The following is a 13,352-nucleotide window of genomic DNA, read 5'->3' on the forward strand; positions in this document are numbered from 1 at the left end:
CTATAATAGGTAACTGTGATCGAAAGCAAGCTTCAATTCATAGTCCCCTAGTGTTTCTTTGATTTTTTGTTTCAGCATTTCTTCGATTTCTTGATCACTATACGCCGGTTTTGCGGGAATCACTAAATCAAAAGCCAACAGATCTCCTTTGACCTGAAAATCATGCATCCGTAACTGTGGGTCAACGAAGCGAATGATCTTTGACACTTCTTTTTTTAAATGCCGATACTGCTGATCTTGAATTGGTACTGGATCAAGATGACAGACCAGGTCGACCTTTAAAGATTGGCGAAAATCTTGTTCAATCGCATCAATCACCTCATGCGCTTCTCGTAAAGACCACGTTTCATCCACTTCGATATGCACACTGGCAAAGCGATTTTTCGGTCCGTAATTATGAACCAGTAAATCATGGTAACCGAGAATCGTCGGATAGTGATCCAAGCGTTGCTCCATGGCAGCTACTTCTTCTTGCGTTGGGCGTGCCCCTAATAATTCGTTGATAAAGGAACGAATCATTTTGATTCCGCTAATCAAAATATACAAGGCAATCAGACAGCCGACAAAGCCATCGATACGTAGGCCAGTCAACCACTCGATCGTCGCTGAAAACAAAACTGCCCCCGTTGTATACACATCGTTGAGACTGTCTTGTCCGCTGGCTTTAAGTGTTTGAGAGCCGATCAGGTTCGCCAGTTTGCGGTACATCGCTCCCTGCCAGATTTTGATCAAAATCGATAAGACCAAAACGATAAACAATAGTGGGGAAAGACGGATACTTGTCGGTTCCATGATGCGTTGCACAGAGCTAATGAGAAATTGGCCGCCAACAAACGTGATGATCAAAGATACTACAAACCCACTGATGGCTTCAAATCGCTCATGACCATATGGATGTTCACTGTCGGCTGGTTTCGCAGAGATCCGAAAACCGATCAATGTTAAAATAGACGAAGCGGTATCTGAAAGACTGTTGATGGCATCTGCCATAATCGAAACAGACTGGGCAGATAAGCCAATGATAAATTTCCCAGCAAATAATAGTAGGTTGGAAAGCAACCCGAGGCTGCCTGCTAATTTCCCGATGGCTGTACGTTCGTAGACACCATTTTTTTTGCTACGATCTAAAAAAAAGTTTAGCAAATCATCACCCTCTCAAAAAACCATCTTTCTTATTTTACCCCGAAGGAATTCAATTAAACAACTATTCGTATCGTTTTTTCGAAAAAAAAGCGAATTCCCTTCAATTATCAAACGCATTTTCAGATAACACGTAGGAAAAAAGGAAAAAGATAACGGAAGGGTCTCCCCCTCCGTCATCTTCGTTCAAAAAAGGAATGTGTTAAAGACCTACACTCCTCTTTCACCTATCTTCTTAAAGGAAAGGAACTCGCGGGTACAGATTCAACCATAGTGTGCTTACTTGGCAGCTAACCACGCTGCTGCTGTCTCAAGTGCTGCTGCGATTCCTTCTGGATTCTTCCCGCCGGCTTGTGCCATATCAGGACGGCCGCCACCGCCGCCGCCAACTTTAGGTGCGATCTCTTTGATCAAATCGCCCGCTTTCAATCCTTTTTCGTTGGCTGCTTTGTTCATGGCAGCTAAAAGATTCACTTTGCCATCATTCGCGGTAGCTAACACTAAAATATCAGAATGGTCTTTTTGTTTCCATTGGTCAGCTAGTTGACGTAATTGGTTCATGTCCTTTACAGTCACTTTTGCTGTGATCAGACGCAGACCATTTACTTCTTTAACATCTTTGAAAACATCCCCTGCTTGCTGGTTTGCTAACTTGCTGGCAAGAGCTTCGTTTTCTTTTTGCAATTCACGCAGCTGCGCTTGCAGTTGTTCTGTTTTGGCAACGACTTCTTTTAATTGGGCGGATTTAACGATCCCTGCAATTGCTTTTAATTGCGCTTCTTCTTCATGCAATAACGTATAAGCTTCTTGACTAGTCACTGCTTCGATTCGACGAACACCAGCACCGATCCCTGATTCAGAAACGATTTTGAAAATACCGATATCCTCCGTATTTGCTACATGGGTTCCCCCACATAATTCGATCGACCAATCGGCAACATTGACGACGCGAACGTCATGCCCATATTTTTCACCAAAGAGTGCCATCGCTCCCATGCCTTTTGCGGTATCGATATCCGTTTCGATCGTCACAACAGGAAGAGCTTCCCAAATTTTCTGGTTGACGATTTGTTCCATTTGGCTCAGCTCTTCGCTGGTCACTTGCCCAAAATGACTAAAGTCAAAGCGCAAATGTCCTGGAGCAACTAATGAACCTGCTTGGTTCGCATGGCTGCCTAATACTTCTTTTAAGGCTTTATGCAATAAGTGAGTCGCCGTATGATTTTTAATGATCTTATTGCGACGATGCTGATCCACTTGTAAGAAATAGTTCACGCCTTCTTTTATTGGCGCTTTGATTGTAGCAGTATGCAAGAACTGACCGTTCGGTGCTTTTTTGACATCCGTCACTTCCGCTACAATCGTACCATCTTCTGCTACGATCGTGCCTGTATCCGCAACTTGTCCACCCATTTCTGCGTAAAATGGTGTTTCGGCAAAAATCAGTTTTGCTTCACCTGTCGAAACAGAATCATGTAACGCTTCGGCTTGGATGATCACTAATAATTCGCTGTTTGCTTCAAGTGAATCATAGCCAACGAAACGGCTGTCTACTTTGATATCTGTCAATAAAGCGGATTGTACGCCCATTGAAAGCTCCGTTTGTCGAGCCGCACGAGCACGGGCACGTTGTGCATCCATTTCTTGTTCAAACCCTTGGTGGTCCACTTTCAACCCTTCGTCTTCCGCCACTTCTTCTGTCAATTCAACTGGGAAGCCGTAAGTGTCATACAATTTGAAAATATCTTGACCAGCTAACGTATCTTGACCGTCTGCTTTTACTTGGGCGATCACTTGATTTAAAATATCTAACCCTTCATTGATCGTTTCATGGAAACGTTCTTCCTCGTTGCGGATCACTTTCTCAATAAATTCTTGCTGCTCTAGTACTTCAGGATAGTAGCTTTCCATGATCTCGCCAACGATCGGTACTAATTTGTATAAGAAGGCAGTATCGATCCCTAATTTTTTCCCATGCATGACTGCACGACGTAATAAACGACGTAAAACATAGCCACGACCTTCATTTGAAGGAAGTGCCCCATCGCCGATCGCAAAAGAAAGTGCGCGGATATGGTCTGCAATCACTTTAAAGGAGATATCTGTCGTTTTGCTGTCGCCGTAGTTCACACGACCGCTTAGATCTGCCACTGCATTGATGATCGGCAGAAACAAGTCTGTTTCAAAATTGGTTGGTGCATTTTGAACGATGGAAACCATTCGTTCCAGCCCCATCCCCGTATCAATGTTTTTATGTGGTAATGGTTCATAGGAGCCATCTGGTTGATGATTGAATTCTGAAAAGACCAGATTCCAGATTTCCAAATAGCGTTCATTTTCGCCACCAGGATAGTTTTCAGGATCATCTTCCGCTACGTCATTAAACTCAGGACCACGGTCATAGAAAATCTCTGAATCCGGTCCACAAGGTCCTGCACCGATGTCCCAAAAGTTGTCTTCAATCTCAACGATATGCTCTGGTGGTAAGCCGACTTCCTCTGCCCAAATCCGTTTTGCTTCTGTGTCTTTTGGATAAACCGTGACATATAATTTGTCTGGATCAAAAGCCATCCATTCTGGTGAGGTCAAAAACTCCCATGCCCAATGGATCGCCTCATTTTTGAAGTAATCGCCGATTGAAAAGTTGCCTAGCATTTCAAACATCGTATGATGTCTTGCTGTTTTCCCAACGTTTTCAATGTCGTTAGTCCGAATCGATTTTTGCGCATTGGTAATTCTTGGGTTTTCAGGAACAACACTGCCATCAAAATATTTTTTTAGCGTTGCCACCCCTGAATTGATCCATAACAGGGTTGGATCGTTGACTGGAACAAGGGACGCACTCGGCTCGATGGAATGTCCTTTTGATTGAAAGAAGTCCAAAAACATTTGGCGTACTTCTGCACTGGATAATTGTTTCACGTTATTCTCCTACTTTCTTCTGTGTTCGCTTAAGATACAGGGGCTGACAAAATTGCTGGTAAGGCGCTCTTATTCCTGTAGAGTCATTTTGACGATAAAAAAACACCATTGCAGAGCAAGGACGTCGATACGCGGTACCACCTTGCTTGCAATGATGTGACTCATTACCTCTTAGACTCGTTAACGCGGAGTGGACGGCAACATTTCTGCTGCAGTTGAGCACCAAAGGGAGCAATCCGTCCGAATTCATGTTTTTCTCTCAGCAATGAAAAACTTTCTGTAATGAATCATCAAACCGACCATATCCTTCGTCATTCAAAGTATAAGGAAATGTTTCGAAAAAGTCAATCCTCAAATCCGTTCTTTGTTGATCAGAATCGCTTTGCGGTAACGATAGCTCTGGGGAGAAAGCTTTTGATCTGGCTGCAGCATTTTCCGTGAACGGTAATAACTGGCATATGGCAAGGCATCGAATAAAGGATGCCCACAAATCTGCCAGTTCTCCATTTTTAAAGACAAGCCATCTGTCAGCTCCCACGCATCCGCAAGCCCATAGGTGCAGCCAAATAAATTCGGTTCAAGCAATTCAGCGGTTGACAAAGAGACACCATCGTCGCAGGACTTTTCATTGCCCCAGCGAAAAAGTCGCCGAGTCGCAGCACCGCAAACGTATTCCCATTGATCCTCTGATAGCAGCTGAAAGCCTTGTTTGTCTAACTGCTGTTTCAATTCTGTTTGACTGACGGATTCGTGGGTAAATAACTGATAGGTTTCCGATAACGGCTCGAGTGCAGCAAAATAGCGATTCTCTTCGTGGTAAAAAGCGGGTAATTCCCAACGCAAGCTTTCCTCAAAGGACGCTGGTGCTGTGAATTGTGCCTTTAGCTCTTTTTCGAAAACACTGAATTGATCGACTAACCCGTGAAACTCCCCAGTGATCGTATTTAACTGCCCGATATACCTTGCGCCAGCAGGCAGAGAACTTTTTTGGACTAGCATAGGATCAATCACAGCTTTGCGCAAAGGGCTCGTAGACTCATTGACAAAAATCCCCCAATCCTGGCTGGTTTCTAACTCATAGATTGTTTCCAACTGGCGAATGATTTCGTTGGGGGCTGACTGCCAATTTTTACTCCAGCAAGTAGCCGGTAATCCTTGCACACCGAGATCCCAACCTAAGATCGCCTCAGAATTCCCTGGTATAAAGACAAAGTCTTCGCCATCGATCGTTAATTCAAAGGTAGCACATTTCAACCCTGCATACGTCAACTGACTAAAATGGACATCGGTGATCTCCTTTAAAGGACTGACAAAATACATTAAAATTTGCTGGATCAGCTGTTCTTTGATTTCAAAGGACAGTGTCTTCCAATTTGACCATTGTAACGCCTCAAAAAAATCCACGTCATTTCTCCTCTCATCTGCTACAATTACTATATAACGAGTATACCACGAAAAAGGAGGAAAACGACTGATGCTTTATTTTGGACGCAGTCCGTGGATGCTACAAGCGGTTTTCGCCCTGCGGCAAGCCGTTTTTGTGGAAGAACAGCACATTCCTATAGATTGGGAATTTGATGAAAAAGACCAAACTTGCCCATACTATCTTTGGTTAGATGGACGCATCCCGATCGCGACCATTCGCTATCAATTCTCTTCACCGAACACTCTGCAACCTGATCGGTTTTGCGTAGCCAAGGCCTATCGGCACCAAGGATACGGCACCAAATTATTGCATTATCTCGAAATGCGTGGTGTCCAAGAGGGTGCCCTCCAATCAGTGTTATCCGCAGAGATCGACGCTTGTGCGTTTTATGAATCCTGTGGGTATCAAAAAACATCTGAACCCTATGCTGAAGATGGCGTATTGTGTGTAGAAATGACCAAACAATTAAAAACAGCAGTCAAGGAAGAGTAGTTCTCTTCCTTGACTGCTGTTTTGCTAAGCATTAGCTATTCGAATTTTTCTTGTTTTTGCGGGCCGTTCGAGTCGTTTGACGACGTTCGATCTTCCGTTTTTCTTTGTTCTTCTTATCAACAGCCCATTGAATTTTTTTCTTGTAGCCAGGCTTGATTTTTTTCTTCTTTTTCTTGACTAAGCCAATCAAGGTTGGGTCTAATTCGTCACGAGATTTTTCCCGCTTTTGCCGACGATTCCGATCGTAAGTCGCAACGATCTCGCCATTTTTGATTTCCTTCGGTTGGAAAACAACCCCTAGATCTTCGATGGCTTGGATTGCCCCTTCATCGCTTGGATCATATAAAGTGATCGCGGTCCCATCCATTTGGTTTCGACCGGTCCGACCAACACGGTGGATAAAGAAGTCTAAATCAGCTGGAATCTCAGCATTGATGACATGAGAAACCCCTTCAATATCAATTCCTCGCGCAGCTAAATCTGTTGCGACAACATATTGGTAGTCCAAATTTTGCACTTGGCGCATGATCCGTTTTCTTTCACGAGGACTGATGTCGCCGTGGATCTTCGCTACTTTTAAGCCTTGTTCCTTTAAGTAATCCGTAATTTCATCCACACGGCTCTTCGTGTTGGCAAAAACGATGGCAAGATAGGGATGGCCTGTAGTCAATAATTGATAGATCAATTTATTGGTATTTTTCCCTTTGGTAGAAATCAACCAATTCTCGATCGTATCAGAGATGACTGCTTTCGATTTGATTTCTTCGATCAATGGATTGGCCATGTATTTTTTCAAGAATGGGCGCAATTTCTCTGGAATCGTTGCGGAGAAAACCAGCATTTGTAGTTTCTCAGGCAAACGCCCCGCAATTTGATCGACTTCTTCCAAAAAGCCCATATCCAAGGTCATGTCTGCTTCATCCACGACAAATACATTGGCAGTGTGAACCCCTAACGCTTGTTCGTTGATCATATCCAAGATACGACCAGGTGTCCCAATCACGACATGGGGCTGTTGATTTTGCAGACGGCTTAATTGACGTTGCTTATCCGTTCCTCCGACGAAATTTGACACTCGAATTTCAGGATCATGAAATCCGCCGATTTGTTTTGCGGCGTGATAGATTTGCGTGGCTAATTCACGACTCGGTGCAGTGATCACTACTTGCACTTCATCTTTTTCGGCATCGATTTTATCCATCAACGGCAGTAAAAATGTGTGGGTCTTACCACTTCCGGTCTGTGATTGCCCTACAACACTGCGTCCTTTTTGGATAACAGGTATCAGTTTTTCTTGCACTTCTGTTGGTTTAGAGAACTTTTTATCAGCAAGTGCTTCATAAATAAATGGTTGAAATTTAAATGACTCAAAAGACATTCAAACACCTTCTTTCTTTTAGCATCCTTTGGATTATAGCATATGTTGCCTTGTTTTCCTAACTTTCTTTTGTAATCGATTGAGGATCGATCGTACTGATAGTATACGTTGCACTGCGGCATTCATAGAAAAAGCGGCTTTCTTTTTTTATTGCTGCCCACAAGAGATTCAAGTAAAAACCAAACTGGATCAACCCAAAAATAACTACCATCAACAAACTAACGACTAAAAGCAGCAGATTGTTGGACTCAAGAAACGGTGCGAAAAAGATATTGACCCGACTGATGCTGGCATAAATCAGATAAAACAAACCATAGCGTTTCAATAAAGCCTCCAAGCTGACACGCTCACGGCCTTCTTGCATGATTTTGATTCGTACGAGTTTTTTTCCAATCGTTTGTCCTTTGGCAAGGTAAGCCAACAACACAAAGTACAGCAACACTTCAAGAGCAAAGTACCAATAGTCCCCACTAAAGTCCCGTACCGTCTGTTGAGTGAGCAAACGAACAGCGATCACCACAATAAAACTGACCACATTCAGTATTCCCCAGTCGATCAACCAAGCAAACACCCTTCGTGTCACAGTCACCCGAGTGCCTTTGGCGTAAGAATCGGCATCCATCTCTTCCCTTGATGGCAATAAGAACGTAAAAAGTGGGGCGATCGTCCAGCCCACAAGCCCTCCAACTGTATTGACAAAGAGATCATTGACATCGAATAAGCGATACGGACGAGGATAAATAAAATACAGTCCCGTCAACTGCGTTAATTCAAAAAACAACGTCAAGCAAAACGTAATAACGAGTGTTTTTAAAAAGGAACATTTGAAGTAATAACGCAAATAGACCCCAAATGGTAAGGTCAACAATAAATTAAAGAGTGGCTCAAGGAAGACCCCCTGCTTCATAGCGGGAAGATAGGTTTGCGGATCGTGAATGTTTAAGACGGTCTGTTGGACAAAATGTTGCCACGATGCCCCTAACTGCAATTCCATCTTAGGACCAGTCATCTGTGCTACCTCTTCGATCGAGGGCAATGGTAGGATAACTAAGAAATAGGCGCACAATAAATAGAAGACAAATGAATACAGAACCAGTGCGCGTGACAAGATAAAACGACCGTATTTTCGATATTGGATAACAAAAAAAATCATTGATATCGCCAATGCTAGGAAAGGAAAAACCAGCAAGGCAACCTTTATTGGGGTAATATAAGCGGACATAAAGAACTCCTTCACGTTTTCTTTTTATCTTACACGCTATTTCCCAAAACGTAAATTTTGGAGTATCATAAAAGAAAAGGAGGTTAAAAAACCATGTTAAATCCCTATTTTGCCTTTGGCGTACCGGCATTCCTTTTGGTTTTATATGCAGCTTTTGCTCTTTTTCGCCGGTCTTCCGATATTCCCTATTTAGGCTTCGTCCTTTTCATCATTGCTGGTTTTCTGACAGGATTTAGTTTACAAGTCATTCAACAAGCCATCAATGAAGTGGAGAAAACATCTCTTGAACACGTGCAAGAAACCCACCTTTACTCGCCTTACTTATTAGCGATTCCATTGATTGTGGGCATTCTTTTACTGATTGTCAACTTGATTCGCGGCTATTTAAAAGTCAAAAACGTTCGTCTGCGAACAAAATAAAAACAACTTACCTAGAAATACGAATTGATCCTGCTCCTCTTGACGGGAAATGAGATCGCTTCGTATTTTTTTGGTAAGCTGCCTAGATTGCTAGACCCGTTCTAAAGATCCATCCGCCACTTTCGTAGTAAAACAGTTTATCAACTAATAAAAGGTTTATTCGTCGGCTAGTTCTTCATCCAGATCTGTCTCTGAGGTATCAGCAAAAGACTCTTTCACATCATCATTGACTTGCTCCAATAAATATTGCCAGTCACTATTCGACACAACCACCACATCGATATTCTTTTCTTCATCGATCAGCTCGAGATTCGAAACATCCTCTCCTAACTGCTGGAATAGGTCGATCAATGTTTGGTCTTGTAGCGTTACGTATTCAGTCCGTTTCATCCTTCTTCCCCCCATGAGTCAAAAAATTCATAAAACAAGATATCGAAACTAGTAAGATCGGTCATCTTTTGTAAAGTAGATAGATCTAAACGAATAAACGCTTTTTCCACTAATAAATAATGGTTTTCTTCCAGCGCTTCTTCGATAAATGGTAAAATCTCTTCTTCATCCCCTAATGTTTCACTAGAGATTTGGTCGATTTGATCAAACAAGCGATCATCTTGCAACAAAAAGAATTGATCGTCGTAAAGATAGACTGCGATTTGATATTGCCGGATGGGTAGCTCAGCCCGAATGACAAAAAAGCATTCCCCTGAATTGGAAATCGCTGGCAATAGTTCATTCGGTTGTAATGCCTGTTGGTAGTACATTTCCATCCCTCCTTTGTACTTATTATTATAAAGAACAATGGAGGAAAAAGGAAATAATCGAATTTCAGTTTAAAAAACTCTAAACAAAGTTAAACATCCCACTCTGCATAGAATTCTTCTAAAAAATCCTTCATGAAAGCCACACGTCGTTGGGCTTCTTTTTTGCCATACGCCGTGGTCATCTTTTCAGGAAGCAAAAATAGTTTCTCATAAAAATGATTGATCACCGTCGTTCCTTTTCGGTAATCTTCATGATTTTGAAACGTCTTTGGGGCTAAGTCACTGACATGGATCGGGTGTTGATGACTGCCACCAAAATAACTCGTCCGTAAAATACCGATCGCACCTAAAGCATCGAGACGATCTGCATCACGAACGACGCGGCCTTCTACTGAGACAACTTGCGCGCCTTGCAAAAGTTCTTTTGAAAAAGACAGATTCTCTATAATAGAAAAAATTTCTTTCGTTTGTGCTTCACTGGCTCCCGCTGTGGTCAAACAAGCTCGCACTTCATTAGACGCCGCTGTGACATCCGCCACAACTTTGTCATCCACCGTATCATGGAGATAGGCTGCCGCCTGTACGACAAAGCAATCAACTGCCAATTCGTCGGCATCAATGATGGCTTGACTTAACCCAGCCACTCGTTTGACATGATCAAACCCATGTCCTGTGTAATCATTCCCCAGAATACTTTCGGCATAAGCAATTACTTTGCTAAGATCGGCAACATTGTTTTCTTCCTTCATTTTTTTCCTTCTTTCGATATGAAAGCAGCTAGCCTTCTTTTTTCGATGGTGATTGATACAAAAGGAAAAGAAGTTCAACAAGACGAGCACCCCATGAAATAATTGGGGCGGCAACGTCTTGCGAAGCTTCTTTCCACTCGTTACTTTTAAGCGAAATCTTGCGTCTCGCTGATTTTATAGACGCTAAAATAGATCTTGCGTAAATAGTCTAATAGATATTGAGGATTCAATAATTCATCCGTTGCATCTAAAATCAATTCATTTGGTTTCTTGGATGCGCCATATTGATGAATATTTTCAGTCAGCCATTTACGAATCGGTGAATAATCATCCGAAGCCAACACTTCATCGACATTGATTTCTTTTTCCATAGCGTGGAGTAATTGCGCTGCATACATATATCCTAGAGCATAGGATGGGAAATACCCGAAGCTTGAACCAGACCAATGAACGTCTTGTAAGATCCCTTCCAAGTCATTTTCTGGACGAATCCCTAAATATTCCTCGTATTTGTCATTCCAGATTTTTGGCAGTTCATCGATCGATACGGTTTCGTTAAAGATCATTTTTTCGATCTCGTAACGAATAATGATATGGATGACATATGTCAGACTATCGGCTTCAATACGGATCAAGCTAGCTTTTGAATGCTTTAAGGAGTCATAGAAAGTGTCAAAAGACACATCATCGAACGTGCCTTCCGCACATTCTTGGAAAAATGGGTATTGCTTTGCCCAGAAATTACGGTTGCTGCCGATAATGATTTCATTAAACAGCGATTGGGATTCGTGGATTCCCATGGACGCCCCTTCATGAACAGGCGTGCCTTCGTATTTCTCATCGATGTTTTGCTCGTACATCCCGTGACCAGCTTCATGAATCACACCGAACAGTCCCATCGAAAAGTCAGTTTCGCTCCAGCGTGTGGTCAACCGTACATCATTGTGGTTGATCCCCGTAGCGAATGGGTGGACCGTATTATCCAAACGGCCGCGAGAAAAGTCATAGCCTAAGTCGGCGATCACTTTTGAGATAAATTTACGTTGTTGCGCTTCGGTCATCTTACGTGAAAGGATCGAAGTGTCTGGCGCGGTTCCTTTTTCAGCCAATTGACGACGAATATCCATGATACCGTCTCTCACTTGTGAGAATACGTTATCCAAGATCTCAACCGTCATATTCGGCTCGTATTGGTTTAACAAGACGTCATAGTTCGTCAGCTCATTTTTCTTCCAATAAGGAATCAATTCTTTCGTCAAGCGAATGTTTTCAGAAAGAGCGTCTTTAAATAAAGTAAAATCTTTTTCTTTACGGGCTTTTAGCCAAGCAGTATGTGCTTTTGACGTAGCTGCGGAAGCCGCCATCGCCAACTCATTGGGTACATCTTTTTGCAATTCATATTCTTCTTTGACTAATTGATACGCAGCTTTCCCTACTTCTGATAATTCATCTGGGTGTTTCCCGAAATAGCTGATCGCTTCTTGGATTGGTTCCCCCACTTTTTTATCAAAGTATAGACCATATAAATAGCTGTCAACTTCCGCACGGTAATCACTGGCTTTTTCTGGCATCCCTGTTTGATTATCCCAGCCTAAGATCCCCATTGCTTGTTGTAATAGATCGATTTCTTTTAATTCTTTCAGAAATTCTTGTTCTTTCATTCAGCAGACTCCTTTTTGCGTGGCGGACGTTGTCCCCAGTATTGGAAGAGATCGGTACGAATCGCACCGTTGTATAATTTGCGTTTTTTTGTCGCTTTTTCGCCGTAATGGGTCTCAAAAGTCAAGTCACTGGTCAAAAAGTACTTGCTCCAGGTTTTTAGCGGCCGAAACACTTGGCCCATTTCCTGATACAATCGCTGAACGGACGCTTCTTCTCCTAAGCGTTCACCATAAGGAGGGTTAGCCACAACGACACCATACTCTTTTTCTGTTTTAAAGTCTTTAACGGCTTGTTGTTTGAAGGTGATCGAGTCTCCTAGACCGATTTCTTCCGCATTTCTGCGGGCGATCTCAATCATTCGACCATTGATATCCGAACCGGTAATATCTAATTCGACATCATAATCTGCTGCTTCATCTGCTTCTTTCCGTACTTTTTCAAATACTTCTGCTGGGAACCAATCCCACGTTTCGCAAACAAATTCCCGATTAAAGCCAGGGGCGATATTGTGACCGATCAACGCTGCTTCAATACACAACGTGCCTGATCCACAAACAGGATCGACAAACGGCTTGTCTTTGTACCAATTTGTCAGCATCACTAAAGCCGCAGCCATGTTTTCTTTCAGCGGCGCGCCTCCTTTTTCTAAACGATAGCCACGTTTAAACAAACTAGGGCCAGTCGTATCCAATGTGATCATCGCATGGTCTTTCAATAAAGCGACTTCTAATTGGAAAAAAGCGCCCGTTTCAGTCAGCGGCACACTTGCTGGACGATGGTATACTTCTCTTAAACGATTGACGATTGCTTTTTTGGTAATCGCTTGACAATCAGGTACACTATACAATTTTGATTTGATTGATTTTCCAGCTACTGGAAATTCAGCGTCTAAAGGTAAAAAGTCTTCCCACGGTAACGCTTTAACTTCTTCAAACAGCTGATCGAAAGTCAATACGTCAAATTCCCCGACGACGATTTTGATACGGTCCGCTGTACGGAGCCACAAGTTCGCGGTAGCAATGGTCTCCATCGTCCCTTTAAAACGCGCTCGGCCGTTTTCAACCTCACACTCGATCCCTAAATCCCGTAATTCTTTGCCCACTAGTGCTTCTAAACCGCTCGCAGCGGTGGCAATACAATTAAATGTTTTTTCAGTCATAACGCTCTCCTTCTTGGTATA

The 13,352-nt window shown here is 42.7% G+C and carries 12 protein-coding genes; 2 read left to right on the forward strand and 10 right to left on the reverse strand.

The features are described 5' to 3' along the window. The 3 genes from ACTW1R_RS08545 to ACTW1R_RS08555 form a co-directional block, all read right to left on the reverse strand. A complete protein-coding gene (locus ACTW1R_RS08545; RefSeq protein WP_115232332.1) occupies positions 1-1,143 on the reverse strand; it encodes a cation diffusion facilitator family transporter in 1,143 nt (380 codons plus the stop codon). Between the two features lie 276 nt (positions 1,144-1,419). After that, on the reverse strand, positions 1,420-4,062 hold the full coding sequence (gene alaS, locus ACTW1R_RS08550; protein ID WP_271813820.1) for an alanine--tRNA ligase: 2,643 nt from the start codon (positions 4,060-4,062) through the stop codon (positions 1,420-1,422). Positions 4,063-4,413: 351 nt separating this feature from the next. Then, on the reverse strand, positions 4,414-5,466 hold the full coding sequence (locus ACTW1R_RS08555) for a DUF7278 family profilin-like fold-containing protein (RefSeq protein ID WP_074535777.1): 1,053 nt from the start codon (positions 5,464-5,466) through the stop codon (positions 4,414-4,416). A 70-nt stretch (positions 5,467-5,536) separates the two neighbouring features. Here ACTW1R_RS08555 and ACTW1R_RS08560 point away from each other — a divergent pair, with 70 nt between their 5' ends. Continuing rightward, the gene (locus ACTW1R_RS08560) at positions 5,537-5,980 is read left to right on the forward strand and encodes a GNAT family N-acetyltransferase (protein ID WP_060791948.1); all 444 of its coding nucleotides are present in this window, start codon (positions 5,537-5,539) and stop codon (positions 5,978-5,980) included. A 31-nt stretch (positions 5,981-6,011) separates the two neighbouring features. Here the strand turns inward: ACTW1R_RS08560 and ACTW1R_RS08565 are convergent, their stop codons facing one another. Beyond that, positions 6,012-7,358, reverse strand: coding sequence for a DEAD/DEAH box helicase (locus ACTW1R_RS08565; RefSeq protein ID WP_005226134.1), 1,347 nt, complete (start codon positions 7,356-7,358; stop codon positions 6,012-6,014). Between the two features lie 58 nt (positions 7,359-7,416). Continuing rightward, positions 7,417-8,580 (reverse strand): VanZ family protein, encoded by a 1,164-nt coding sequence (locus ACTW1R_RS08570; RefSeq protein WP_271813821.1) that lies wholly within the window; start codon positions 8,578-8,580, stop codon positions 7,417-7,419. A gap of 93 nt (positions 8,581-8,673) precedes the next feature. On the opposite strand from ACTW1R_RS08570, the gene ACTW1R_RS08575 reads away from it, so the two are divergent. After that, positions 8,674-9,000, forward strand: a complete 327-nt coding sequence (locus ACTW1R_RS08575) for a hypothetical protein (RefSeq protein ID WP_010748384.1) — start codon at positions 8,674-8,676, stop codon at positions 8,998-9,000. A 156-nt stretch (positions 9,001-9,156) separates the two neighbouring features. Here ACTW1R_RS08575 and ACTW1R_RS08580 read toward each other — a convergent pair whose 3' ends face one another. The 5 genes from ACTW1R_RS08580 to ACTW1R_RS08600 form a co-directional block, all read right to left on the reverse strand. Beyond that, positions 9,157-9,390: a hypothetical protein gene (locus tag ACTW1R_RS08580; protein WP_010748385.1), complete on the reverse strand. Its 234-nt coding sequence runs from the start codon at positions 9,388-9,390 to the stop codon at positions 9,157-9,159. After that, positions 9,387-9,767: a hypothetical protein gene (locus tag ACTW1R_RS08585; protein WP_005226138.1), complete on the reverse strand. Its 381-nt coding sequence runs from the start codon at positions 9,765-9,767 to the stop codon at positions 9,387-9,389. The genes ACTW1R_RS08580 and ACTW1R_RS08585 overlap by 4 nt, the downstream gene beginning before the upstream one ends. Before the next feature lie 83 nt (positions 9,768-9,850). After that, positions 9,851-10,510, reverse strand: coding sequence for an HD domain-containing protein (locus tag ACTW1R_RS08590; RefSeq protein WP_010748387.1), 660 nt, complete (start codon positions 10,508-10,510; stop codon positions 9,851-9,853). Between the two features lie 146 nt (positions 10,511-10,656). Beyond that, entirely contained in the window at positions 10,657-12,171 is a 1,515-nt protein-coding gene (locus ACTW1R_RS08595; RefSeq protein WP_270290407.1) for a carboxypeptidase M32, read from the reverse strand. Further along, the gene (locus ACTW1R_RS08600; protein ID WP_010748389.1) at positions 12,168-13,331 is read right to left on the reverse strand and encodes a THUMP domain-containing class I SAM-dependent RNA methyltransferase; all 1,164 of its coding nucleotides are present in this window, start codon (positions 13,329-13,331) and stop codon (positions 12,168-12,170) included. Before ACTW1R_RS08600 ends, ACTW1R_RS08595 begins: the two co-directional genes overlap by 4 nt. Positions 13,332-13,352: the final 21 nt, after the last annotated feature.

It is taken from the genome of Enterococcus sp. R12, assembly GCF_058135755.1.